Source organism: Reyranella aquatilis, from assembly GCF_020880995.1.
In the GTDB taxonomy this organism is placed as follows: domain Bacteria; phylum Pseudomonadota; class Alphaproteobacteria; order Reyranellales; family Reyranellaceae; genus Reyranella; species Reyranella aquatilis.
Map to the genome: position 1 here is coordinate 20,911 of NZ_JAJISD010000004.1, position 21,946 is coordinate 42,856.

Sequence of the window (21,946 nt, forward strand, 5' to 3'; positions counted from 1 at the left end):
ACAGGGAGGGGCGCCACGAGCGCACCCGACAGAAAAAGGAGAGAGCGGTTGGCGGCGCGACGCCGGATCATGCGTCGCTCATGGAGGCGGCACCGCATAGCCGTTGCGGCGCAGGAGTTCCTCCATCGTGCGGATGCCCGCTTCGGTCCGGCCTGCCGCGCAGTCGGAGATGGCGGACTTGCGCGGCATGTCCATGCTGCCGCCACCCTCGCCCTTGCCGGCGTTGTAGCGATCCCAGTATTCGACCAATTGCGCGCAGCGGGCGCGCGCAGTGGCGGACTCTGTCGCGGGCGGTGGCTGCCCATGGGCCTGACCGCCCCCCATCGACAGAAGGAGAACGCTGGCGAGGAAGGGTAACCGTGACATGTCTGGCTCCGCGAATACCGTTTCTACGTCGAAACGGCCGCCCCGGATGTCGGCTGCCTCGATTGTCACGACGATGGCGGCTGATCGCGCACGAGCCTATGAGCGTCTCGCCAGCGTTGTGACCATCTACATGGCCTTCCGGTCAGCAAGCGCGGCAAGCGCAAGCTGGCTTTCCCTCTTGAAGTCGCGCGCGTACCGCCGGGGGCATCCGACACAGCCAGCACGCTGGTCAAGGCCATCGCCGGTGCATTCTGCTGGCAGCGGATGCTGGAAACGGCTCGGCACGCGAATATCGGGGAGATCGCCAAGGCCAAGAGGATCAACCATCCCACCTCTCACGCGGGCTCCGGCTGACTGAGCTCGCTCCGGCGACGATGGAAGCGATTCTGGATGGACGCGCGAGTGCCGGGCCAACGCAGGCGGAGGCGATACAAGGCATTTCCGTGGTATGGGCCTCGGCAGTTGCGTTTTGCTGCGTGCTTGCTCGCCAAAACTCGTGTGGATACGGCTGGACGATAGACGTCTTCATCGGCTTCCATTCTTCCCCAATGGCCGCAAGTTTCGTTCATCGACGATGGATTTGAGCTAGTCTGGAGCGGTGTGTTGGTTGATCGGAGTGATTGCCGATCGGATGAGAAAGAGGTTTGGGAATGTTCTCGCATATCTTCGTCGGCGCGGACGACGTTGCCGTTTCGAAAAAGTTCTATGATGCCGTGCTCGGCGCCATCGGTGTGCCAGAGGGCAAGGCCGACCCCAAGGGCAGGGTCTTCTATCGTACTCCGGCCGGTATCCTCGGGATCAGCAAGCCGATCGACGGAAAGGCGGCGACTCATGCCAACGGCGGCACGATCGGATTCGCCTGCGACAGCCCCGAAAAAGTGAAGGCCTTCCACGATGCCGGCGTGGCGAACGGTGGCAAGTCCATCGAAGACCCGCCCGGCTGGCGCGAGGGTGGAGCGGCCAGACTCTATCTGGCCTACCTGCGTGATCCATACGGCAACAAGATCTGCGCCTTGCACCGCGGCTAACGCGCTCGACGAGGACGGGGCATCAGCCGCAGCAGCCTTCCACGATCACGCTGCTAGCGGCTGAGGGCCTCGCAACTGGAGATTCGGGGCGACGCTGCCGCGCTACGCGCCGCCGCGTAACCGCCTCCGGACGAGAGCCCAGGCAATGAGCGCGACGACCAGCTTGTCGGCGAGCCCAATCGGCAATCCACCGATTGTGATGGTCGTCGTTGCCCGCACGGTTACGCCTCCCGACACCCAGTCCGTCACCGGTGCAGAAACCACTGCTGCCACTACCGCGACTGACGCTCCGAGGATGACGGCTTTCCACAGTCGATCGAAGCCGATCAGTCGCATGAGCACGAGGGCGGTAATCACAACTGAAATCTGAGTGCCGATGTAAATCGGATACACCGGACCGATGACCGCCCAACCGAGAGCGGCCGTGATGGCGCCGACCGCGATGGCAAGCCCGGGAGGGAGGAGTGCCGCTCCGGTCAGACTGCCAATCGTATCCAAAGACAGTGGCAGCGAGAGCAGATTGGCGATCATGCCGACGGCCAGGTTGAGGGCGACACAGGCGGCGGTGATGGCCAACTGGTGCGGCGGGGCGACTTTCAGCATTGCTTGCGCCCTTCCATGACCGACATTCACCCGATGACTGCGCTGCCGAGGCCAGATTGCAGCGCTCGACCGCACGCCGCAAAACCGTAGGGGCCGCATGGGCCCCGACCCGCCCCTTGGCGGAATCAATTCAGGTCTGCCATGCCAACAGCGTGGCTTGATCCCGCCTCACATCGTCGCATAGCCTGCGGTCAATAAAAGACGAAGGGGCGGAGACACCATGGATCGCAGGCAGTTCATCGGCGCATCGGCTGCAGCCGGGCTCATCTCACTTGGCGGCACCAACGCTGCGCGGGCGCAGCAGATTCTGAAGTTCACGATCACCTGCGGCCATCCGCCGGTGTTCAATTGGGTCAAGGTGCTCGACGAGACGTTCCTCGGCACGATCGACCGGGAGCTCGCCGCCGCCGGCTCGCCGGTGAAGATCGAATGGACCAAGGCCTATGGCGGCACCGTCGCGAAGCTCGGCGCCGAGAGCGATGCGCTGAAGACCTCCGTGTCCGATGCAGGCCTCGTGTCGCAGATCTTCGAAGCCGCCAAGTTTCCGCTGCAGCAGGTGACGCTGCAGGTACCGTTCGGCTCGCCGGACATCGCCACCGTCAGCGCCATCGTCCAGAAGCTGAACGGGCAGTTCACCGAGATGAACGACGCCTGGTCGAAGAACAACATGATGGTGCTGGGTATCGTCGCCATCGATGGCTACCAGCTCATCACGAACTTTCCGGTGAATTCCGCCGCCGACCTCGCGGGCAAGAAGATCTTCGTACCGGGCCCGATCGCAAACTGGCTGCAGGGCACCGGGGCGGTCGCCGTCGCCGGCAATCTCAACACTTACTACAACGGCATCCAGACCGGTGTCGCGCAGGGCGCGATCGTGTCGATGTCGCCGGTCTGGTCGGCCAAGCTCCATGAGGTCGCGCCGCACATCACCCTCTGCAATCTCGGCGCCCAGTACACCGGGTCGCTCGCCTTCAACCTTCGCAGCTTCCAGAAGCTTCCGCCGGTCGCGCAGGAGGCCGTGCGCAAGGCGGGCAAAGCCTACGACGCCGAGTTCGCGAAGACACAGACGGCTCTTGCGGAGGAAGCGGTGAAGAACCTGCGGGCCGCCGGCGCCAACGTCACGACCCTGCCGGAAGCCGAGCGGGCGAAGTGGGCGGCAATGCTGCCCAACCTGCCGGATGCCTGGGCAAGCCAGCTCGAGAAGCAGGGCGTGAAATCCGCACGCCCGCTGGTCAACGCCTATGTCGAGGGGTTGAAGGCCGCAGGCGTCAAACCGGTGCGGGACTGGAAGGCCTGAGGCCGTGGAACTGGAAGCCGGCGTAGACAGCGCCGGAAAGGCCGATTCCTACGGCCGGCCCCAGCCGTTTCGCCTGGACCAGATTACCGGCGTCATGAACGCGCTGGGCACGGTGGGCATCTTCGGGCTGCTGGTGCTGATCAACGTCGACATCGTCGGCCGCTCCGTGTTCAACAGCCCGCTGCGCGGCACCACCGAACTGGTGTCGCTGGCGATCGTCGGCATCGTCTTCATGCAGCTTCCCAATACGCTGTGGGCCGGCCGGTTCGTACGGGCCGAGTTGCTGATCGACGTCGTCGTGGCCCGCGCGCCGCGCCTGGCCGACGCGATCCAGGGCCTGTTCCATGTCATCGGCGCGGCAATCATGGCAATCGTCGTCATGGCGGTGACGCCCGAACTCAGGTCGGCCTGGGAGATCGGCGATTATGTCGGCTCGCTCGGCGACTTCACCGCGCCGACGTGGCCGATCCGCCTGATCACCGTCGTCGGCTCGGCCTTCACCTGCCTGACCTACATCTGCCTCGCCCTTGCCGATTTCCGCCGGGCGCTTCGGGGTACGCCATGACAGCGCTCGGCATCGGCATCGCCTCGCTCGCCCTGATGGTCGTTCTGATCATCGCCGGGTTGCATGTCGCCATCTCCCTGCTGCTGCTGTCCTTCGTCGGCGTCTGGCTGATGCGCGACAGCATCGACGTGGCGCTGGCCCTGATGGCGCAGGCGACCAGCGATTCGATCGCCAGCCACGAGTTCGGCGTGGTGCCGCTGTTCGTCCTGATGGGCCTGCTGGTGGCGACGGCCGACCTGGGCAAGGACATTTTCGAGGTCGCCAACAGCATGCTTCGCCGCATCCGCGGCGGGCTGGGCGTGGCGACGGTGATGGCGAACGCCGTGTTCGCCGCCATCACCGGCATCTCGATCGCCTCGGCCGCGGTCTTCACCAAGGTCGCCGTGCCGGAGATGCTGCGCTTCGGCTTCACGCCGCGCTTTGCCACCGGCGTCGTCGCAGGCTCGTCGGTGCTGGGAATGCTGATCCCGCCCAGTCTGCTGATGATTCTCTATGCGTTCCTTTCGGAGCAGTCGGTCGGCGCCATGTTTCTCGCTGGCGTCATGCCGGGCCTCCTGCTCGCCGTCGCCTTCTCCATCGCGATCGTCGCCATGGCGTGGCTGTTTCCGGGCTACGTGGGCGGCACCGCCGCCGTGAACGTGCCGGGCATGGGCTTGAGCGAGGCGGCCTTCAAAGTGGCGCCGGTCGTCCTGCTGATCTTCGTCGTCCTGGGGGGCATCTACGGCGGCATCTTCACCGCGACCGACGCCGGAGCGGTGGGCGCGTTGGGGGCCCTGGCCCTGGCGCTCGCCAAGCGGCGCCTCACGCCCTCGATCTTCTGGAAGGTGCTGGTCGAAACCGGCCGCATCACCGTCTCGGTGCTGTTCCTGATCATCGCCGCCAACCTCTACAGCCGGATGCTGACCCTGTCCGGCCTGCCGCAGTTCATCGTCGAATGGATGGCGGGACTGGGCTTCGGCGTCGCGGGGTTCCTGGCCGTCTTCATCGCGATCGTGCTGTTCCTCGGCTGCATCATCGACTCGGCATCGATTATGCTGATCGTGCTGCCGCTGATGCTGCCGGTGGCCAAGACGCTCGGCATCGACCTGGTGTGGTTCGGCGTCATCACCGTCGTCGCCGTCGAGATCGGCCTCCTGACACCGCCATTCGGCATCTCGGTCTATGTCGTGAAAAGTACGCTCAATGACGCCCGCATCACGCTCTGGGACATCTTCGCCGGGACGCAGCCCTTTACGCTGATCATGTTCGCCGTGCTGTTGCTGATCATCGCCTTCCCGGGGATCGCGCTCTTCTTCAATTGAGGAAGGCACCCGGCGGCTTCAATGCGGTCTATATCGGGCTTCGCTGCGCCTACGACGCGAAGAGTTGAGCAGATGCGTCCCGCACGGCGCGGTGTTTCGGTCGTAGCGCTAACCTGATTTCGGCGGCGTCCTTGCGAATAGAATGCGGTGTGATCGCAGTGCCGCCTCGAGGCCCTCTTCGGTGAAGACGACCGATTTCGCGCGGCTCGCCGGGTTGGATATCAGACCTTTGGCATGCAGCCGGTCGAGCGCCTCCCAATCGAACGTCTTCCAGGCGCGCCTCTCGTCATGCAGTCCATGCACGAGCAGGGCGAGAACGGCTTCGTCGACGCGATCGATATCCGGTTCGTAGTCGGCATCGGTGTGCCGGGTATCGTCGTTCTCCCGGGTGGCGATCGCCAGTGCGTCCGCCATCCAGCGCGTCGCACCCGGCGCCGCGGCCCAGGCACCCGCAGCATAGTGGGCATAAGAGACGGCCTCGCTCTCGTCGCCCACGCCGATGAAACCGGGTAGTGTCGCCGGAATTGGCTTTTCCTCCAGGAGATAAGCCGCCACGTGACGGTTGGCCTCAACGGCCTTGGCCAGCGCTTTCCGCGCGGCTGCGCTGTTCCCGGTGCGTCGAAACGCGAGAAGGGCTGCCGACCAGATCCAATGAGCCGAGTCATCCTCCTCGTAGCGATCCAGGAGCGCGTCGGCGTCTGCCTCATGGCCAAGTTCGAGCAAGGCATCGATCAACAGGTAGCGGATGCCCTGGTTGTCGTTGGGATTGAGGCGCAGCATCTCACGGTAATGCGCGACAGCTTCTTCGCGATGACCGAGGCGCCAGAGGGCCAGGGCCAGCTCGTGACGCGCGCGCATATAAGGCCGGGTTTCGAGCAACCCCCAGAACGAACCGGCGTCGTCCCGGAAAACGGCGTCGCCCAACGCTTCCGCGCCGACAGCGACGGCTCGCCGGTGGAGTTCGAGCGCCTCGTTCGCATCGGCGGTTTCCCGTGCAAGGACGAGATAGGCGTCGCCGCAGAGCGGGGACAGCGCCAGCGCTTCCCGTGCCAGCGCGATCCTCTCTCGAGACCGCGGCGCCTCCATGGCATCGAAGGCCTTTTCCTGCGCGAGTTCGAGAGCTTCGTCGCCGGAATCATCATTCATCATCCGCGCGACCGGCATCAACAGCGCGGCCAGGTCGGAATCCGAGTCCGGCAGAACGCCGGCAATCTTGGCCTTGCGACCGGCACCCTTTCGCTTGGTCTTTGCCCCTCGCGCCATGCCCCGCCCTCGCCACATCTGCTCTCTAGGGAGCATAGACGAAAAACCGACGCTCATGATCACAGCCAAAGTCACTGCCATGGACGCTGGGTCATCCAGGCCGACTACGGCGGCGACTCTTCGTCCGCTATCGATCTTTCACGGTGTCCAGTGAAACAGGGGATTTTCGGCCGAAGCGGGAAATGGCGGAGAGGGTGGGATTCGAACCCACGGTACGCTTGCACGCACAACGGTTTTCGAGACCGTCCCGATCGACCACTCTGGCACCTCTCCGGGCGCGGGTTTATAGGCGGGCCTCCTTGGGGGAGCAACAGCTTCCGGCATCGGGGCGGCCGAATGGTTGGCGAGGGCGTCAATTCCGCCGCTGACGCGGCGCAAACCGGGCCCTCGAACGGAATGGGCCACCGGCCGCAATGGCCCGGCCAGGCGCCAGGGCCTTGAAAAGACTGTCTTTTCGGCCGCAACTGCGTTCGGAAGACGGCCTCCGCCCACCCCGTCTGCGGCGTTGACTCGCGAGCGGGCATGCGTATATTCCGCGCTTCTTCGGCGGGCCCCGCGGTTCCGCCGCGTTCTTTCGTGTTTTTCGGCGTTTTCAGGCCGGGGAACCTCAAGCCGGGTGTCATCATGATCGCCGTTATCCGCACGGGTGGAAAGCAATACACGGTCGCCGCCGACGACCAGCTCACGGTCGAGAAGATCGACGGCGAGGCCGGCGCGAAGGTCGAATTCACCGACGTGCTGATGGTCGGCGACAAGGTCGGTGCGCCGACCGTGGCCGGCGCCAAGGTGGTGGGCTCGATCGTCAAGCAGGCCCGCGGCGAGCACGTGATCATCTTCAAGAAGCGCCGTCGCCAGAATTCGCGGCGCAAGAACGGTCACCGTCAGGACCTGACGGTGGTCAAGATCGAACAGATCGTCGCCTGAGCAGAGCGACCGGAGTAGTACGATGGCACATAAGAAAGCAGGCGGCTCCTCGCGTAACGGCCGCGATTCCGACGGCAAGCGCCTCGGCGTGAAGCGCTTCGGCGGCCAGAAGGTCGTGTCGGGCAACATCCTGGTCCGCCAGCGCGGCACCAAGATGAACCCGGGCGAGAACGTCGGCGTCGGCCGCGACCACACGCTGTTCGCCATGGCGGACGGTGTCGTGTCCTTCCGCACACGTTCGGGCGGCAAGGTCGAAGTGAACGTTCTCCCGGCGCCGGCACTGGCCGCCGAATAGCCGTTCCCATCCCATCGGATTGAGAAGGGGGAGCGGCTCGCCGTTCCCCCTTTTCGTTTCTGGACCCCATCCCATGAAGTTCCTCGACCAGGCCAAGATCTACGTCCGCTCCGGCAACGGCGGCGCGGGCTGCGCGGGCTTTCGCCGCGAGAAGTTCATCGAGTTCGGCGGACCGGACGGCGGCGACGGCGGACGGGGCGGCGACGTGATCGCCGAATGCGTCGACGGCCTCAACACGCTGATCGACTATCGCTATGCCCAGCATTTCAAGGCCGAGACCGGCCATCACGGCATGGGCAGCCAGCGCACCGGCGGCAAGGGCAAGGACATCGTGCTGCGCCTGCCGCGCGGCACACAGATTTTCGCCGAGGACAACGAGACGCTGCTGTTCGACATGACCGAGATCGGCCAGCGTGTGATCATCGCAAAGGGCGGCGACGGCGGCTACGGCAACCTGCACTACAAGACCTCGACCAACCGCGCGCCGCGTCGCGCCGATCCGGGCTGGCCCGGCGAGGAGCTCGCGCTCTGGCTGCGTCTCAAGCTGATCGCCGACATCGGCCTGGTCGGGCTGCCCAACGCCGGCAAATCGACCTTCCTCTCGACCAACACCAACGCGCGTCCCAAGATCGCCGACTATCCCTTCACGACCCTGCATCCCGGCCTCGGCGTGGTGAAGGTGGGCGACGGGTCCGACGCGCGCGAGTTCGTGATGGCCGACATCCCCGGCCTCATAGAGGGCGCCCATGAAGGCGCCGGCCTCGGCACGCGCTTCCTCGGCCATGTCGAGCGCTGCCGCGCGCTGCTCCACCTGGTCGACGGCACGCAGGACGACGTGGTCGATGCCTATCGCACGGTGCGCCGCGAGCTGAAGGCCTATGGCGGCAATCTTGCGCGCAAGAAGGAAATCCTCGCGCTCAACAAGACCGACGCCATGACGCCGGAAGACATCGAGGCCAAGCGCGCCGCGCTCGCCAGGACCAGCCGCAAGACCGTGCATGTCATCTCCGCAGTCTCCCGCCAGGGCGTGCAGCCCCTGCTGCACGAGCTGATGAAGCTGGTCGAGAAGCAGCGCGCGCCTTCCCGGGAAGCGGCATGACACCCCTCGCGGGCGCTCGTCGGCTGGTCGTCAAGATCGGCTCCTCCATCCTCGTGGATGAGACGAAGGGCGAGGTCCGGCGGGACTGGCTGGAGGCCCTGACCAACGACGTCGCGCGCCTGCACAAGGGTGGCTGCGAGGTCGTGCTGGTGTCGTCCGGCGCCATTCGCCTCGGCCGCACGCACCTCAGGCTTCCGGCCGGCCCGCTGCGCCTCGAAGAGAGCCAGGCCGCCGCCGCGACCGGCCAGATCCAGCTCGCGCAGGCCTACCAGGAAGCGCTGGCGCGGCACGGCATCACCGTCGCGCAGATCCTGCTGACCCTGAACGATTCGGAGGAGCGCCGGCGCTATCTCAACGCGCGCCAGACGATGGCGACGCTGCTGGGCCTCGGCGCCATACCGGTGATCAACGAGAACGACACGGTCGCGACCGACGAGATCCGCTTCGGCGACAACGATCGCCTGGGCGCGCGCGTCGCCGAGATGATCTCGGCCGACACGCTGGTGCTGCTGTCCGACATCGACGGTCTCTACACCGGCGACCCGCGCAGCGACGCCTCCGCCACGTTCATCCCCGAGATCCGCGAAATCACGCCCGAGATCGAGGCGATGGCGGGCGTCGCGGCGTCGGAGATGTCGAACGGCGGCATGGTGACCAAGCTGATGGCTGGCCGCATCGCGATGGCCGCCGGCTGCCGCATGGCGATCGCCGACGGACGCAAGGTCGGCGCGCTGGGCGCGCTGATCGACGGCACCGCGCGCTGCAGCTGGTTCCTGCCCGAGGCCTCGCCTCTGTCGGCCCGCAAGAAGTGGATCAAGGGCTCGCTCAAGCCGTCCGGCACGCTGGTCGTCGACGACGGCGCCGTGCGCGCCCTGTCGACCGGCAAGAGCCTGCTGCCGGCCGGTGTGACGGCGGTCTCGGGCGAGTTCCGCCGCGGCGACGTGGTCGACGTGAAGGATCGCGGCGGCCGCGTGCTGGCGCGCGGCCTGGTCGCCTATGCCGCCGAGGATGCGCGCCGCATCGCCGGCCGCAAGAGCGCCGAGATCGAACGGCTGCTGGGTTTCCGCGGCCGAGACGAGATCGTCCATCGCGACGACCTCGTGGTCGAGTGACGAGACGGAGCGTCCCATGAACGTTCAGACCAAACCCGCCGCGGAAGATGCCGCGGCCCTGGTGGCCGAACTCGGCCGCCGCGCCAAGGCGGCCGCCGCCGCGCTGCGCAATGCGCCGACCGACGCCAAGAACAAGGCGCTCTGGGAGGCGGCGCGCCTGATCCGCGCCGAGAAGGCCGCGATCCTCGCCGCCAATGCGCGCGACATCGCGGCGGCCCAGGCCGCCGGCATGACGACGGCGCTGCAGGACCGGCTGCTGCTGAACGATGCGCGTGTCGAGGCGATGGCCAAGGGGCTGGACGACATCGCCGCCCTGCCCGATCCGGTCGGTACGATCATCGAGGAATGGCATCGGCCCAACGGCCTCGCCCTCAGTCGCGTGCGTGTGCCCATCGGCATCATCGGCGTGATCTATGAAGCCCGCCCCAACGTCACCGCCGACGCCGGCGCGCTCTGCATCAAGTCAGGCAACGTCGTGGTGCTGCGCGGCGGCTCCGACAGCTTCCATTCCTCGCGCACCATCGTCGAACTGCTGCGCCGCGCGCTGGCCGGCGCCGGCTTGCCGGAGGATTGCGTGGCCCTCGTCCCGACGACGGATCGCGCCGCCGTAGGTGAAATGCTGCGCGCCATGGACTGGCTCGACCTGATCGTGCCGCGCGGCGGGCGCTCGCTGATCGACCGCGTGACCCAGGAAAGCCGCGTGCCGGTGCTGCGCCACTACGACGGCATCTGCCACGTCTATGTCGACCGCGACGCCAACGTCGCCATGGCGCGCGACCTCGTGGCCAACGCCAAGATGCGCCGCGTCAGCGTCTGCGGCGCCGCCGAGACCTTGCTGATCGATCGCGCCGCACTCGACACGCATCTGAAGCCGGTGCTCGAGAAGCTGCACGAGCTGGGCTGCGAGGTGCGCGGCGACGCCGAGGTGCAGAAGCGCGATCCGAAGGTGCTGGCCGCCACCGAGAAGGACTGGCGAACGGAATATCTCGAGCCGATCATCTCGGTCGCCACCGTCGACGGAGTCGACGGCGCCATTGCGCACATCGCGCGCTACGGCAGCCAGCACACCGAATCGATCGTCACCGACAACGAGGCCACGGCGCAGCGCTTCCTGGGCGAGGTCGACAGCGCCATCGTGATGCACAATGCCAGCACCCAGTTCGCCGACGGCGGCGAGTTCGGCCTGGGCGCCGAGATCGGCATTTCGACCAACCGCATGCATGCGCGCGGGCCGGTCGGGCTGGTCGAGCTCACGACCTACAAGAACATCGTGCGCGGCAAGGGTACGCTGCGCCCGTGAGCGTATCGCCGTGAGCTTGCACCCCATGCCGGGCGTGTCGCGCGCCACGACGCGGCGGATCGGCCTGCTCGGCGGCTCGTTCAACCCCGCCCATGCCGGCCATCGTCACATCAGCCTGGAGGCGATGAAGCGCCTCGGCCTCGACGAGGTCTGGTGGCTGGTCTCGCCGCAGAACCCTTTGAAGAGCGGCGACGGCATGGAGCCGCTGCCCACCCGCGTGGCCCGCGCCCGACAGGTCGCCCGCCACCCGCGCATCCGCGTCGAGGCGCCCGAGCTGGTGCTCGGCACCCGCTACACGCTCGACACGGTGCGGGCGATGAAGCGGGTCTACCGCCACGCCCGGTTCGTGTGGCTGATGGGCGCCGACATCCTGCCCCAGCTGGTCGACTGGGCCGGCTGGCGCGACCTGTTCGGCAGCATTCCCATCGCCGCCTTCGCCCGCCCGGGCTGGGGCTATGCCGCCCTGGCTGCCCCGGCGCCCCGTACCTTCGAGCGTTTCCGGCTGCACGCCGCCCGAGCCCGCCAGCTCGCCACTTGCGAGCCGCCGGCCTGGTGCTTTATCCCGAGCAGGCTGGATACCCATTCGGCCACGGCGATCCGCGCCGTGCGCCCGCCCCGGACCAGAGCGAAAGGAAAGACCATCCCCGACCAGACCCGCCAGCTTCCCGACCGAAGCAAAGCCTCCGACGCGCTCCTGAAACTGGTGCGCGAGTCCCTGGACGACAACAAGGCCGAGGACGTCGTCGTCATCGACCTGAAGGGCAAGTCGGCCTTCGCCGACTACATGGTGATCGCCTCCGGCCGCTCGAACCGGCAGGTCGTCGCCATCGCCGAGCATCTCGCCGACAAGCTGAAGCAGACCGGCCACGGCTACACGCCGGTCGAGGGCAAGCAGACCGGCGACTGGGTGCTGGTCGATGCCGGCGACGTGGTCGTGCACGTCTTCCGCCCCGAGCCACGGGCCTTCTATGCGCTCGAGAAGATGTGGGCGCTGGAGAACGAGGCCGCCGACAAGCCGGTCAAGAAGGCGGCCGCCAAGCGGGCGGCCCCGAAGACGGCGAGCAAGTCCCCGGCGCGGCGCAAGCGCGCCTCCTGAGCGTGGCTTGAAGATCACCATCGCCGCCATCGGCCGCGCCACGCGCGGCCCCGAGCGCGACCTGTACGAACACTATGCCGGCCGCATCCGCTGGCCGCTCACGCTGCGCGAGATCGAGGAGAAGCGGAAGCTCCCCGCCCCTCAGCTGATGCAGCGCGAAGGTGAACTGCTGCTGGAGGCGGCGCCGGCCGGCGCGACGCTGGTCATGCTCGACCGCCGCGGCAAGGTGCTGGACAGCGAGGGCTTCGCCGCCCGGCTCGGCGGCTGGCGTGACAGTTCCGTGTCGGACGTGGCCTTCCTCATCGGCGGCGCCGACGGACACACCGATTCCCTGCTCAAGAAAGCCAGTCTCGTCCTGTCATTTGGGGCCATGACCTGGCCCCACCTGCTGGCCCGAGGCATGCTGGCCGAGCAGATCTACCGGGCGCAGCAGCTTCTCGCCGGACATCCCTATCACCGGGCGTGAAATCGTCGATTTTGCCTCTGTTCTGACGAAAAACCGGGGCTACATTGGTGGTCATGCACGCAATTGCCCGGTGGCTCGCGGCCACCTCCTCCGCCCTCCTCCTGGCCGCCGTTCCCGGCGCCGTCCTGGCCCAGTCGCCGGCCCCGGCAAAGCCCGTCGAAAGGCCGCTTACAAAGCCGGTGCGCAGCATCCCGTACGTGTCGATCACGGGCGAGGACGGCAAGCAGCGCCACTACGAGACGAACGCCATCCCGCTGCTGTTCCATCGCGCCTGCTTCGGCTGGCGCATGTATCTCGGCGGCCCCAACCGCGTCGTGTCGCTGCGCGAGGTCCTCACCACCTCGCAACCGGCCGAGCAGGTGATCGCCGGCCCCGAGACCGAAGTCAGCGCCGACAAGACCAAGGCCACCACCCGCATGCTCGAGACGGTGCAGGACGGCGTGCTGCAGCGCTCCTGGTGCATCATCCCGGGCGATCCGCCGGGCACCTACACCTACGATGTGAGCATCGACGGCGAGCCGCGCGGCGAGTTCGTGTTCTGCGCCATCGAGGTGCCGGACCAGAATCCCAACACTGATCCGCGTGAACTGAGCTGCCCCAACAAGTTCAACGCCGTCGAACGCGCCGAGCCGATGCCGCGGAAGGCCTCGTGATGGCCGCCAAGACGTCGCGTCCCGTCCTGCTCTGCATTCTCGACGGCTGGGGATATCGTCCCGATCGCTCCAACAACGCGATCCTGCGCGCCCGCACGCCGAACTTCGACCGGTTGGTCGCGACCTGCCCCCAGGGACTGGTCGATGCTTCGGAAACCTTCGTCGGCCTGCCCAAGGGCCAGATGGGCAACTCCGAGGTCGGCCACATGAACCTCGGCGCCGGTCGCGTCGCGGTGCCCGACCTGCCGCGCATCGACAATGCGATCGAGGACGGCTCGCTGGCGACCAACCCGATCCTCGCCGAGACGATCGCCACGCTGAAGAAGAACGGTGCGGCGCTCCACCTGATGGGGCTGGCCTCGCCGGGCGGCGTGCATGCCCACCAGGACCATCTGGTCTTCCTCGCCAACCTCTTCGGCGGGCACGGCGTGCCGGTCTGGATCCACGCCTTCCTGGACGGGCGGGACATGCCGCCGCGCAGCGCCCTGGAATGCCTCGATCATATCCAGGCGGGTCTGAAGCCCGGCCTGCCGATCCGCTTTGCCACCGTGTCCGGCCGCTTCTATCCGATGGACCGCGACAAGCGCTGGGAGCGGGTGACCCTGGCCTATGACGCCATGGTCGATGCAAAGGGCGAGCATGCGGCGACGGCCCGGCAAGCCGTGGACAAGGGTTATGCCGCAAACCTCGACGACGAGTTCGTGCTGCCGACCGTGATCGACGGCTATGCCGGCATGAAGGATGGCGACGGCCTCCTGATGTTCAACTACCGCTCCGACCGCGCGCGACAGATCCTGACGGCGCTGCTCGATCCGCGCTTCGACGGTTTCAATCGCAACCGGGTCGTCCACTTCGCGACGAAGGTCGGCATGGTCGACTATTCGGCGGCGCTCAATCCCTTCCTGAAGACGCTCTTCCCGCCGGAGGTCATCAGGATGGGGCTCGGCGAGACCGTGTCGAAGGCCGGACTGAAGCAACTGCGCATCGCCGAGACGGAGAAGTACGCGCACGTCACGTTCTTCTTCAACGGCGGCGAGGAGCGTGTGTTCGAGGGCGAGGAACGCATCCTCGTGCCCTCGCCCAAGGTGAAGACCTACGATCTCAAGCCGGAGATGAGCGCGCCCGAGGTGACCGACAGGCTGGTCGAGGCGATCGGCTCCGGCAAGTTCGACCTTATCGTCGTGAACTATGCGAATACCGACATGGTCGGCCATACCGGCGATCTCGGCGCCGCCACCCGCGCCGTCGAGGCGGTCGACGCCTGTCTCGGCCGGTTGATGCAGGCCATCCAGGCGGCGGGCGGCTCGATGCTCGTCACGGCCGATCACGGCAATGCGGAGCAGATGTTCGACGAGCAGTCGCACCAGAAGCACACCCAGCACACGTTGAATCGCGTCCCGGCATTGCTGTTCAACGCGCCGGCGGCGGTGCATTCGCTGACCGACGGCAAGCTGGCCGACGTGGCGCCGACCCTGCTCGCCCTGATGGACATTCCGCAGCCCGCGGAAATGACCGGCAGGTCGATGCTCTCGACTGCGTCGCGGCCGGCCGTGCTGCTACCCCCGCGCCCGGCTGCCGCAGCCTCTGCCTGATTTGTGAAGGGGCGCCGGAGCCCGACGCCTTGATCCTGCCAAAGACGCCCCTGTATCCTCACTCCAACGCTGAATCACCGGATCGCCGGCTGCCAGAACCGCCGACGACGTCCCTCCTGAAGGCACCCAAATGACCTTTCTGCGCTTAGCTTCACTCGCCACGGCCGTGGCTTTCCTGGCCACTCCCGCCCTTGCGCAGAACAAAGCAGCGGACCCGAAGGCCGCCGGCGGCGACAAGAGCGAGCTCTATCAGCAGCTCAACCTGTTCGGCGACGTGCTGGAGCGCATCCGCCGGGACTATGTCGAGCCGGTGGAAGAGAAGCAGCTCATCGAGAATGCCATCAACGGCATGCTGAGCGCCCTCGACCCGCATTCGAGCTACATGAACCCGAAGTCGTACAAGGACATGCAGGTCCAGACGAAGGGTGAGTTCGGCGGCCTCGGCATCGAGGTCACGATGGACAACGGCGTCATCAAGGTCGTGTCGCCGATCGACGACACGCCCGCCTCGCGCGCCGGCATCCAGCCCGGCGACCTGATCTTCGCGCTGGACGGCGAGCCGGTGCAGGGCCTGACCCTGCAGGAAGCCGTCGAGAAGATGCGAGGCAAGGTCGGCACGCCGATCAAGGTCTCGATCCGCCGCGGCAGCAAGGATCCGTTCGATGTTTCGCTGACCCGCGAGACGATCAAGGTGAAGCCGGTGAAGTTCCGCCTCGAGGGCGGCGACATCGGCTATATCCGCGTCACCTCCTTCACCGAGCAGACCACGCCCGGCGTGCTCGACGCGGTCGAGAAGCTCAAGAAGGAGGCCGGCAACAAGCTCAAGGGCTACATCATCGACCTGCGCAACAACCCGGGCGGCCTGCTCGACCAGGCGATCGCGATGTCCGACGCCTTCCTCGACAAGGGCGAGATCGTCTCGGTGAAGGCACGCAAGAACGACGAGGTCCAGCGCTGGAACGCCAAGCCGGGCGACGTCGCCAACGGCCTGCCGATCGTCATCCTGATGAACGGCGGCTCGGCCTCGGCCTCTGAGATCGTGGCCGGCGCGCTGCAGGATCACCGCCGCGCGATCGTGCTCGGCACGCGCTCGTTCGGCAAGGGCTCGGTCCAGACCATCATGCAGGTGACCGGCGGCGGAGCCATCCGCCTGACCACCGCGCTTTACTTCACGCCCTCGGGCCGCTCGATCCAGAAGGAAGGCATCAAGCCGGACATCGAGGTCGAGCCCGCGAAGATCGAGAACATCCAGCAGCGTTCGAGTTTCCGCGAGGAGAACCTGCGCCGCTCGATCACCAACCCGAACGACAAGCCCGCCGCGCCGACGCCGCCGGCTAAGCCGGAAGCCGCCAAGCCGGGCGACAAGACCGACGACAAGGCCGCCGGCCAGACGGCCCCGCAGGCGACGCCGTCGGGCGATCCGGACGAGCCGCCGAAGGAGCAGGCCGCCGACTACCAGCTGTTGCGTGCGGCCGACCTGATCCGCGGCATCTCGCTCTACAGCGGCAAGGCCAACTGAAGGGCCTTGCGGGACTGACGCCTTGGCCAGTACGGGCCGAAGCGGCGACGTGACGGCACAGCGGCGACCGACCCCCAGGGGCCTGGTCGCCGCTTACCTTTTCGTGTTCGCGCTGATCGCCGGTTCCGCCGGCGTCGTCCTGGGAGACCTGGTGGACGGCCAGGCGCCGCGCGCGACCAACGGCGCGGCGACCACATCGCCCGTGAGTTCCGCGTCGGCCGCCGCCGTACCGACCGAACCGGCGCCCGTGCAGGCCCTGTCGCTGCCGCCGCGGCCTCCGCCATCCCTCGGCTTCCGCAAGCTGCCGTCCGAGGAAGTGGCCGCGATGATCGAGATCACCGCCGACGGGCTGCGACTGCCGCGTATCTCGCCGTCGGGCTGGATGCCCTGGATCGCCCATGCGCGGCGCTTCGACCCGTCAGCCGGCGCACCGGCCCGGCTTGGCCTGCTGATGATCAATGTCGGCCTGAACGAGCCCGCCATGCGCAAGGCGATCGAGGAGCTTCCGCCGGAAGTCAGCCTGGCGTTCCTGCCCGGCACGCCCGATCTGCCGCGCTGGCTGCAGCAGGCTCGCGCCTTCGGACACGAGACCTATCTCATGCTGCCGATGGACGACCCGGCCGTCGGCGAGCGCGGCCTGCGCCCGATCGAGGCCGCCGCCGACGCGGCGGAAAACCTGAAGCGGCTGAGGGCCATCCTGGCGCGCGGCGAGGGCTATGTGGGACTCGTCATCGCCGCGCCCGCCCGACCGGCGCTCGGCGAAGGGGTGCTGCGCCCGCTGGTGAAGGAGATCGCCGATCGCGGGCTCGCGCTGATCGAGATCAACCCGACGGCGGGCCCGGCCTCGATCCAGCGGCTCACCGAAGAGCTGGGCGTGGGCTACGCGCGCAGCACCGACGTGCTCGACTACAAGCTGGCGGGCGACGGCGTGGTCGGCAATCTCGACCGGCTGGCGGCCTGGGTCGCGGAGTCGGCTCCCGACCGCGCGCCGCGCCATGCGTTCGGCGTCGCCCAGCCGGACGAGGAAGCCATCGTGTCGCTGCGCGGCTGGTACAAAGGCCAGGAGGCGCGCACCGATGTGTCGATGGTGCCCATCATCGGACATTTCGAATGCCGCGATGCCTGCCTGAACCGGATGCGCGCCCAGCCCGCCCAGCTCCGCCCATGAAGACCATGATGATGACCGGCCGCCCCGAGGAATATCGCCGAAACGTCGGCATGATGCTGATCGCGCCGGACCGGCGGGTCTTCGTCGGTTGCCGCGCCAACCAGCCGGATGCCTGGCAGATGCCCCAGGGCGGTATCGACAAGGGCGAGACTCCGGTCGAGGCCGCCTGCCGGGAGCTGCGGGAGGAAGTCGGCACCGCAAAGGCCCTGCTGCTGCGCGAGAGCGCCAAGTGGATCGCCTACGAGGTGCCGGAGGATCGGCGGCCGCCCTACTGGAAGGGCCGCTGGCGCGGGCAGGCCCAGAAGTGGTTCGCGCTGGCCTTCACCGGAACGGACGCCGACATCGACATCCATGCGCACGACCAGGAATTCGTCGACTGGCGCTGGATCGCTCCCGGCGAACTCTCGTCCGTGATCGTGCCCTTCAAGCGCGCCGTCTACGAAGCCGTGTTCGAGGAATTCGCCGACCTGATTTCCTGATCGAGCCTGCGCGAGCTGCCGGTAAACGGAGCGCACCACTCCGGTGGCGGGCAAATGTCATCGATCAGCAGGATCGGAGCGCCGCTGGAATTACGCGCTCCCATGAAGCCACGGTGCCTTAGGCGCCCTGCGCGGCGAGCTTGGCGGCGTGGCGGCGCAGGAACCAGAGGCCGGCGCGCGTCATCAGGTTGTTGAGCCGGCCCTGCGGCTCGAGGCCGACGGCTTTCAGCACCATCGCGATGGCCCGCTGGACGTGGGCCTGGCGATAGAGCGGATAGGCCCGGCGGGCATAGGCCTGCATGTTGCGCTTGCGGTCGTAGACCGCATCGACCGGCGCATTCGCGGCGAAGTAGGCGTAGGCGAGCTCATCGTCCTCGCTCTCGGCGAGGCGGCCCCAGCCGATTCGCAGGCGTGCCCAGCGGTTCAGGCGGTCGCGCCTCAGGCAACGGTTGAGGTGCTCGTAGAACAGCTTGTAGTGCCGGAACTCGTCGGCGGCGATCTTCTGGCAGATCTGCTTCAGCACGGGCTCCTCGGTCGCGTCCTTGAGGGCGCTGTAGTAGGAACTCGTGCCGGTCTCGACGATGCAGCGCGCGATCATTTCGCCGGCCTGGCTGCCGCGCACCGATTCGGTCACGTGAAGGGGCAGCTTGTAGCCGGTACGGAAGCGCTCGAAGGCGGCGTCGAAATCCCAGGACGGGTCGGCCAGCTGGGCCCAGCGGCCGAGCGCCAGCCCGTGCTGGACCTCCTCGACGACCCAATGGTCTACGGCGTCCATGAACAGCGCATCACCGGCGAACACGCGGCCGAGATAGATGCCGTAGTCGCCGCCGTTCCGTTCCACCAGAGCCGCCGCCTTGATGTTGCGGAGGATCTCCGGATCGACCTTCGACGCATCGAAGCGATCCCAGGCGATCGTCTCGAGTGTCCAGTTACCCATGAACGAGCACCCTCGGTGCGTTGTCTTGCCAGCGTAATAAAGCCACGTCCGGCCTGCCTTTCAATGGCAGACCGGTGCACTTTTCGACGGAAAATGCGCAGTAGTGCTGAAATCAGCGGCTGGCGTAGAAGGCCTGGGCGCGCTTCAGATCCTGGACGATGCCCAGGTTCTTCTCCGCGGCGGCCTTCTCGGCGGGCGTGGCGGCGTCGCTGATGTCGTTGCGGGCGTTACGCTCGCGGTCATCGAGCTGGGCGACCGTGACCTGCTCGAAGGGCACCGCCTCGTCGGCGAGTACCGTGCAACGCTCCGGCGTGACCTCGGCGAAGCCGCCGGCCACGAGGAAGCGCTGCTGGACCTTGCTGCCCTGGTAGACCTCGAGCACGCCCGGACGGACGGTCGAGACCAGCGGGGCGTGGCCCGGCAGGACGCCGAAGTCGCCTTCGCTGCCCGGGACGACGACCATGTCGGCCTCGGTCGCGAGCAACTCGCGCTCGGGCATCACCAGACGGAAGGAGACCTTGGCCATCTGCTTAGGCCGCCTCGGCCGCGAGCTTCTTGGCCTTGGCGACGGCCTCTTCGATCGTGCCGACCATATAGAAGGCCGGCTCCGGCAGGTCGTCATACTCACCGGCGACGATCGCCTTGAATGCCTTGATCGTATCCTCGAGCTTCACGAACACGCCCGGCGTGCCCGTGAACACCTCGGCGACGTGGAACGGCTGGCTGAGGAAGCGCTGGATCTTGCGGGCGCGGCTCACGACCAGCTTGTCCTCTTCCGACAGCTCGTCCATGCCCAGAATGGCGATGATGTCCTGCAGCGACTTGTACTGCTGCAGCACGCGCTGCACCGAACGGGCGACGGTGTAGTGCTCGTCGCCGACGACACGCGGGTCGAGCATGCGCGAGGTCGAGTCGAGCGGGTCGACGGCGGGGAAGATCGCCTGCTCGGCGATCGAGCGGCTCAGCACGGTCGTGGCGTCCAAGTGGGCGAACGAGGTCGCCGGCGCCGGGTCGGTCAAGTCGTCGGCGGGCACGTAGATGGCCTGCACCGAGGTGATCGAACCCTTCTTGGTCGAGGTGATGCGCTCCTGCAGGGCGCCCATGTCGGTCGACAGGGTGGGCTGGTAACCCACCGCCGACGGGATGCGGCCCAGCAGCGCCGACACTTCCGAGCCGGCCTGCGTAAAGCGGAAGATGTTGTCGACGAAGAACAGCACGTCCTGGCCCTCGGCGTCGCGGAAGTACTCGGCGACCGTGAGGCCCGACAGTGCGACGCGGGCGCGGGCGCCCGGCGGCTCGTTCATCTGGCCGTACACCAGCGCCACCTTCGAGCCCGGACCGTCGAGCTTGATGACGCCGCCCTCGATCATCTCGTGATAGAGGTCGTTGCCTTCGCGGGTACGCTCGCCGACGCCGGCGAAGACCGACACGCCGCCGTGGGCCTTCGCGACGTTGTTGATCAGCTCCATGATCGTCACCGTCTTGCCGACGCCGGCGCCGCCGAACAGGCCGATCTTGCCGCCTTTGGCGTACGGCGCGAGCAGGTCGATGACCTTGATGCCCGTGACCAGGATCTGCGCTTCCGTCGACTGCTCGACGAATTCCGGAGCGCTGCGATGGATCGGCAGGGTCAGCTTGTTGCCGACCGGACCGCGCTCGTCGACCGGCTCGCCGATGACGTTCAGGATGCGGCCCAGCGTCTCGGGGCCTACCGGCATGGCGATCGGGGCGCCGGTGTCGACCGCCTTCTCGCCGCGGACCAGACCGTCGGTCGTGTCCATCGCGATCGTGCGGACCTCGGACTCGCCGAGATGCTGCGCGACTTCCAGCACGATCAGGCGGCCGTCGGCGTTCACGTGCAGCGCGTTCAGGATGTTCGGCAGTTCGCCTTCGAAGCGAACGTCGACGACCGCGCCCGTGATCTGGGTGATCGTGCCGATGTTGTTGGTAGCCATTACGGATCCCTTTCCTTCGATTGCCTGGCAGCCGGCCTAGATGGCCTCGGCGCCCGAGATGATCTCGATGAGTTCCTTGGTGATCGACGCCTGGCGCGAGCGGTTCATCTGCAGCGTCAGCTTCTTGATCACGTCGCCCGCGTTGCGCGAGGCGTTGTCCATGGCCGTCATCTGCGAGCCGTAGAAGCTCGCCGCATTCTCCAGCAGGACGCGGAAGATCTGGACGGTGAGGTTGCGCGGCAGCAGGTCTGCGAGGATCTCGCCCTCGTCCGGCTCGAACTCGTAGATCGCGCCCCCGGCAGCGGCGGGCGCAGCGGAAGCTTCCGGCATCGGCGGCGGGATCAGCTGCTGCACGGTGACGACCTGCGTCATCGCCGACTTGAACTGGTTGAAGATCACCTTGGCGACGTCGAACTCACCGGCGTCGTACATTTCCATGACGCGCGCGGCGACCTTCTGGGCATCGCCGAAGGACAGGCGCGGGCGGCCGAGATCGGTGATCGTCTCGACGATCAGCGCGCTGTAGTCGCGACGCAGCTGGTCGCGGCCCTTGCGGCCGACGCAGAAGATCTTGACCGTTTTGCCCTCGGCCAGCAGGGCGCGAATCTGGCGGCGCGCCTCGCGGACGATGGTGCTGTTGAAGCCGCCGCAGAGACCGCGGTCGCCGGTCGCGACGATGACCAGGTGGACCTGATCGGATCCCGTGCCGGCCAGCAGACGCGGACCACCGGTCGCGCCCTGGAAGCTCGCGCCCAGCGAGGCCAGGATCTTGTCCATGGCTTCCGCGTAGGGGCGAGCCGCCGTGGCCTGTTCCTGGGCGCGCCGCAGCTTGGCGGCGGCCACCATCTTCATGGCCTTCGTGATCTTCTGCGTCGACTGGACGCTTCGGATTCGCAGCCGGTAGGTCTTGAGACTGGGCATCTAGACC

The 21,946-nt window shown here is 67.1% G+C and carries 22 protein-coding genes, 1 tRNA gene and 1 pseudogene; 16 read left to right on the forward strand and 8 right to left on the reverse strand.

Going from position 1 to position 21,946, the window contains the following annotated elements; all coding sequences use genetic code 11:
* Nucleotides 1–78 precede the first annotated feature (78 nt).
* Complete coding sequence (locus LJ725_RS10505) at nt 79–366, reverse strand: hypothetical protein (protein WP_230550608.1); 288 nt, start codon at nt 364–366, stop codon at nt 79–81.
* 650 nt (nt 367–1,016) lie between these two features.
* On the opposite strand from LJ725_RS10505, the gene LJ725_RS10510 reads away from it, so the two are divergent.
* Nucleotides 1,017–1,394 (forward strand): VOC family protein, encoded by a 378-nt coding sequence (locus LJ725_RS10510; protein WP_230550609.1) that lies wholly within the window; start codon nt 1,017–1,019, stop codon nt 1,392–1,394.
* A 102-nt stretch (nt 1,395–1,496) separates the two neighbouring features.
* Here LJ725_RS10510 and LJ725_RS10515 read toward each other — a convergent pair whose 3' ends face one another.
* Nucleotides 1,497–1,997, reverse strand: a complete 501-nt coding sequence (locus LJ725_RS10515) for a hypothetical protein (protein WP_230550610.1) — start codon at nt 1,995–1,997, stop codon at nt 1,497–1,499.
* 220 nt (nt 1,998–2,217) lie between these two features.
* Here LJ725_RS10515 and LJ725_RS10520 point away from each other — a divergent pair, with 220 nt between their 5' ends.
* The 3 genes from LJ725_RS10520 to LJ725_RS10530 are packed head-to-tail and all read left to right on the forward strand — an operon-like array spanning nt 2,218 to nt 5,160.
* Nucleotides 2,218–3,294: a C4-dicarboxylate TRAP transporter substrate-binding protein gene (locus tag LJ725_RS10520; protein WP_230550611.1), complete on the forward strand. Its 1,077-nt coding sequence runs from the start codon at nt 2,218–2,220 to the stop codon at nt 3,292–3,294.
* A 4-nt stretch (nt 3,295–3,298) separates the two neighbouring features.
* Entirely contained in the window at nt 3,299–3,859 is a 561-nt protein-coding gene (locus LJ725_RS10525; protein WP_230550612.1) for a TRAP transporter small permease subunit, read from the forward strand.
* Complete coding sequence (locus LJ725_RS10530; RefSeq protein WP_230550613.1) at nt 3,856–5,160, forward strand: TRAP transporter large permease; 1,305 nt, start codon at nt 3,856–3,858, stop codon at nt 5,158–5,160. Before LJ725_RS10525 ends, LJ725_RS10530 begins: the two co-directional genes overlap by 4 nt.
* 108 nt (nt 5,161–5,268) lie before the next feature.
* Here the strand turns inward: LJ725_RS10530 and LJ725_RS10540 are convergent, their stop codons facing one another.
* Nucleotides 5,269–6,504 (reverse strand): DUF6429 family protein, encoded by a 1,236-nt coding sequence (locus LJ725_RS10540; RefSeq protein ID WP_408015733.1) that lies wholly within the window; start codon nt 6,502–6,504, stop codon nt 5,269–5,271.
* A 102-nt stretch (nt 6,505–6,606) separates the two neighbouring features.
* Nucleotides 6,607–6,696: transfer RNA gene (locus LJ725_RS10545), tRNA-Ser, on the reverse strand.
* A gap of 351 nt (nt 6,697–7,047) precedes the next feature.
* On the opposite strand from LJ725_RS10545, the pseudogene rplU reads away from it, so the two are divergent.
* The 12 genes and pseudogenes from rplU to LJ725_RS10605 form a co-directional block, all read left to right on the forward strand.
* A pseudogene (gene rplU / locus LJ725_RS10550) lies at nt 7,048–7,341 on the forward strand (50S ribosomal protein L21); the annotation flags it as partial.
* A gap of 28 nt (nt 7,342–7,369) precedes the next feature.
* Nucleotides 7,370–7,642: a 50S ribosomal protein L27 gene (rpmA, locus tag LJ725_RS10555; RefSeq protein WP_230550614.1), complete on the forward strand. Its 273-nt coding sequence runs from the start codon at nt 7,370–7,372 to the stop codon at nt 7,640–7,642.
* A gap of 73 nt (nt 7,643–7,715) precedes the next feature.
* Nucleotides 7,716–8,741, forward strand: a complete 1,026-nt coding sequence (obgE, locus tag LJ725_RS10560; protein WP_230550615.1) for a GTPase ObgE — start codon at nt 7,716–7,718, stop codon at nt 8,739–8,741.
* Complete coding sequence (proB, locus tag LJ725_RS10565) at nt 8,738–9,853, forward strand: glutamate 5-kinase (protein ID WP_230550616.1); 1,116 nt, start codon at nt 8,738–8,740, stop codon at nt 9,851–9,853. The genes obgE and proB overlap by 4 nt, the downstream gene beginning before the upstream one ends.
* A 16-nt stretch (nt 9,854–9,869) precedes the next feature.
* Nucleotides 9,870–11,153: a glutamate-5-semialdehyde dehydrogenase gene (locus tag LJ725_RS10570; protein ID WP_230550617.1), complete on the forward strand. Its 1,284-nt coding sequence runs from the start codon at nt 9,870–9,872 to the stop codon at nt 11,151–11,153.
* A 10-nt stretch (nt 11,154–11,163) separates the two neighbouring features.
* Nucleotides 11,164–12,249: a nicotinate-nucleotide adenylyltransferase gene (locus LJ725_RS10575; RefSeq protein WP_230550618.1), complete on the forward strand. Its 1,086-nt coding sequence runs from the start codon at nt 11,164–11,166 to the stop codon at nt 12,247–12,249.
* Between the two features lie 7 nt (nt 12,250–12,256).
* A complete protein-coding gene (gene rlmH / locus LJ725_RS10580) occupies nt 12,257–12,715 on the forward strand; it encodes a 23S rRNA (pseudouridine(1915)-N(3))-methyltransferase RlmH (RefSeq protein ID WP_230550619.1) in 459 nt (152 codons plus the stop codon).
* A gap of 53 nt (nt 12,716–12,768) precedes the next feature.
* A complete protein-coding gene (locus LJ725_RS10585) occupies nt 12,769–13,368 on the forward strand; it encodes a hypothetical protein (RefSeq protein WP_230550620.1) in 600 nt (199 codons plus the stop codon).
* Complete coding sequence (gene gpmI / locus LJ725_RS10590; protein ID WP_230550621.1) at nt 13,368–14,960, forward strand: 2,3-bisphosphoglycerate-independent phosphoglycerate mutase; 1,593 nt, start codon at nt 13,368–13,370, stop codon at nt 14,958–14,960. The genes LJ725_RS10585 and gpmI overlap by 1 nt, the downstream gene beginning before the upstream one ends.
* Before the next feature lie 130 nt (nt 14,961–15,090).
* Nucleotides 15,091–16,479 carry a S41 family peptidase gene (locus tag LJ725_RS10595; RefSeq protein ID WP_230550622.1) on the forward strand — a complete coding sequence of 463 codons (1,389 nt, stop codon included), beginning with the start codon at nt 15,091–15,093 and terminating at the stop codon, nt 16,477–16,479.
* A 22-nt stretch (nt 16,480–16,501) separates the two neighbouring features.
* Entirely contained in the window at nt 16,502–17,647 is a 1,146-nt protein-coding gene (locus LJ725_RS10600; protein ID WP_230550623.1) for a divergent polysaccharide deacetylase family protein, read from the forward strand.
* On the forward strand, nt 17,644–18,126 hold the full coding sequence (locus LJ725_RS10605; RefSeq protein WP_230550624.1) for an RNA pyrophosphohydrolase: 483 nt from the start codon (nt 17,644–17,646) through the stop codon (nt 18,124–18,126). Before LJ725_RS10600 ends, LJ725_RS10605 begins: the two co-directional genes overlap by 4 nt.
* A 118-nt stretch (nt 18,127–18,244) precedes the next feature.
* Here LJ725_RS10605 and LJ725_RS10610 read toward each other — a convergent pair whose 3' ends face one another.
* The 4 genes from LJ725_RS10610 to LJ725_RS10625 all read right to left on the reverse strand — a co-directional run bounded on the left by LJ725_RS10610 (nt 18,245) and on the right by LJ725_RS10625 (nt 21,939).
* Nucleotides 18,245–19,063, reverse strand: a complete 819-nt coding sequence (locus LJ725_RS10610) for a ferritin-like domain-containing protein (RefSeq protein WP_230550625.1) — start codon at nt 19,061–19,063, stop codon at nt 18,245–18,247.
* Nucleotides 19,064–19,175: 112 nt separating this feature from the next.
* Nucleotides 19,176–19,589, reverse strand: coding sequence for an ATP synthase F1 subunit epsilon (gene atpC, locus LJ725_RS10615; RefSeq protein ID WP_230550626.1), 414 nt, complete (start codon nt 19,587–19,589; stop codon nt 19,176–19,178).
* A 4-nt stretch (nt 19,590–19,593) separates the two neighbouring features.
* Nucleotides 19,594–21,018, reverse strand: coding sequence for a F0F1 ATP synthase subunit beta (atpD, locus tag LJ725_RS10620; RefSeq protein ID WP_230550627.1), 1,425 nt, complete (start codon nt 21,016–21,018; stop codon nt 19,594–19,596).
* Between the two features lie 36 nt (nt 21,019–21,054).
* Nucleotides 21,055–21,939 carry a F0F1 ATP synthase subunit gamma gene (locus LJ725_RS10625; protein ID WP_230550628.1) on the reverse strand — a complete coding sequence of 295 codons (885 nt, stop codon included), beginning with the start codon at nt 21,937–21,939 and terminating at the stop codon, nt 21,055–21,057.
* Between the last annotated feature and the right edge of the window lie 7 nt (nt 21,940–21,946).

Bases quoted from the DNA above. Each gene is read 5' to 3' on its own strand.
- LJ725_RS10540 (WP_408015733.1), bottom strand. From the start codon at position 6,504: ATGGCAGTGACTTTGGCTGTGATCATGAGCGTCGGTTTTTCGTCTATG.
- atpD (WP_230550627.1), bottom strand. From the start codon at position 21,018: ATGGCTACCAACAACATCGGCACGATCACCCAGATCACGGGCGCGGTC.
- LJ725_RS10510 (WP_230550609.1), top strand. From the start codon at position 1,017: ATGTTCTCGCATATCTTCGTCGGCGCGGACGACGTTGCCGTTTCGAAA.
- LJ725_RS10530 (WP_230550613.1), top strand. From the start codon at position 3,856: ATGACAGCGCTCGGCATCGGCATCGCCTCGCTCGCCCTGATGGTCGTT.
- LJ725_RS10520 (WP_230550611.1), top strand. From the start codon at position 2,218: ATGGATCGCAGGCAGTTCATCGGCGCATCGGCTGCAGCCGGGCTCATC.
- LJ725_RS10625 (WP_230550628.1), bottom strand. From the start codon at position 21,939: ATGCCCAGTCTCAAGACCTACCGGCTGCGAATCCGAAGCGTCCAGTCG.
- rpmA (WP_230550614.1), top strand. From the start codon at position 7,370: ATGGCACATAAGAAAGCAGGCGGCTCCTCGCGTAACGGCCGCGATTCC.
- LJ725_RS10595 (WP_230550622.1), top strand. From the start codon at position 15,091: ATGACCTTTCTGCGCTTAGCTTCACTCGCCACGGCCGTGGCTTTCCTG.
- obgE (WP_230550615.1), top strand. From the start codon at position 7,716: ATGAAGTTCCTCGACCAGGCCAAGATCTACGTCCGCTCCGGCAACGGC.
- LJ725_RS10570 (WP_230550617.1), top strand. From the start codon at position 9,870: ATGAACGTTCAGACCAAACCCGCCGCGGAAGATGCCGCGGCCCTGGTG.
- proB (WP_230550616.1), top strand. From the start codon at position 8,738: ATGACACCCCTCGCGGGCGCTCGTCGGCTGGTCGTCAAGATCGGCTCC.
- LJ725_RS10610 (WP_230550625.1), bottom strand. From the start codon at position 19,063: ATGGGTAACTGGACACTCGAGACGATCGCCTGGGATCGCTTCGATGCG.
- LJ725_RS10605 (WP_230550624.1), top strand. From the start codon at position 17,644: ATGAAGACCATGATGATGACCGGCCGCCCCGAGGAATATCGCCGAAAC.
- LJ725_RS10515 (WP_230550610.1), bottom strand. From the start codon at position 1,997: ATGCTGAAAGTCGCCCCGCCGCACCAGTTGGCCATCACCGCCGCCTGT.
- LJ725_RS10585 (WP_230550620.1), top strand. From the start codon at position 12,769: ATGCACGCAATTGCCCGGTGGCTCGCGGCCACCTCCTCCGCCCTCCTC.
- LJ725_RS10505 (WP_230550608.1), bottom strand. From the start codon at position 366: ATGTCACGGTTACCCTTCCTCGCCAGCGTTCTCCTTCTGTCGATGGGG.
- gpmI (WP_230550621.1), top strand. From the start codon at position 13,368: ATGGCCGCCAAGACGTCGCGTCCCGTCCTGCTCTGCATTCTCGACGGC.
- atpC (WP_230550626.1), bottom strand. From the start codon at position 19,589: ATGGCCAAGGTCTCCTTCCGTCTGGTGATGCCCGAGCGCGAGTTGCTC.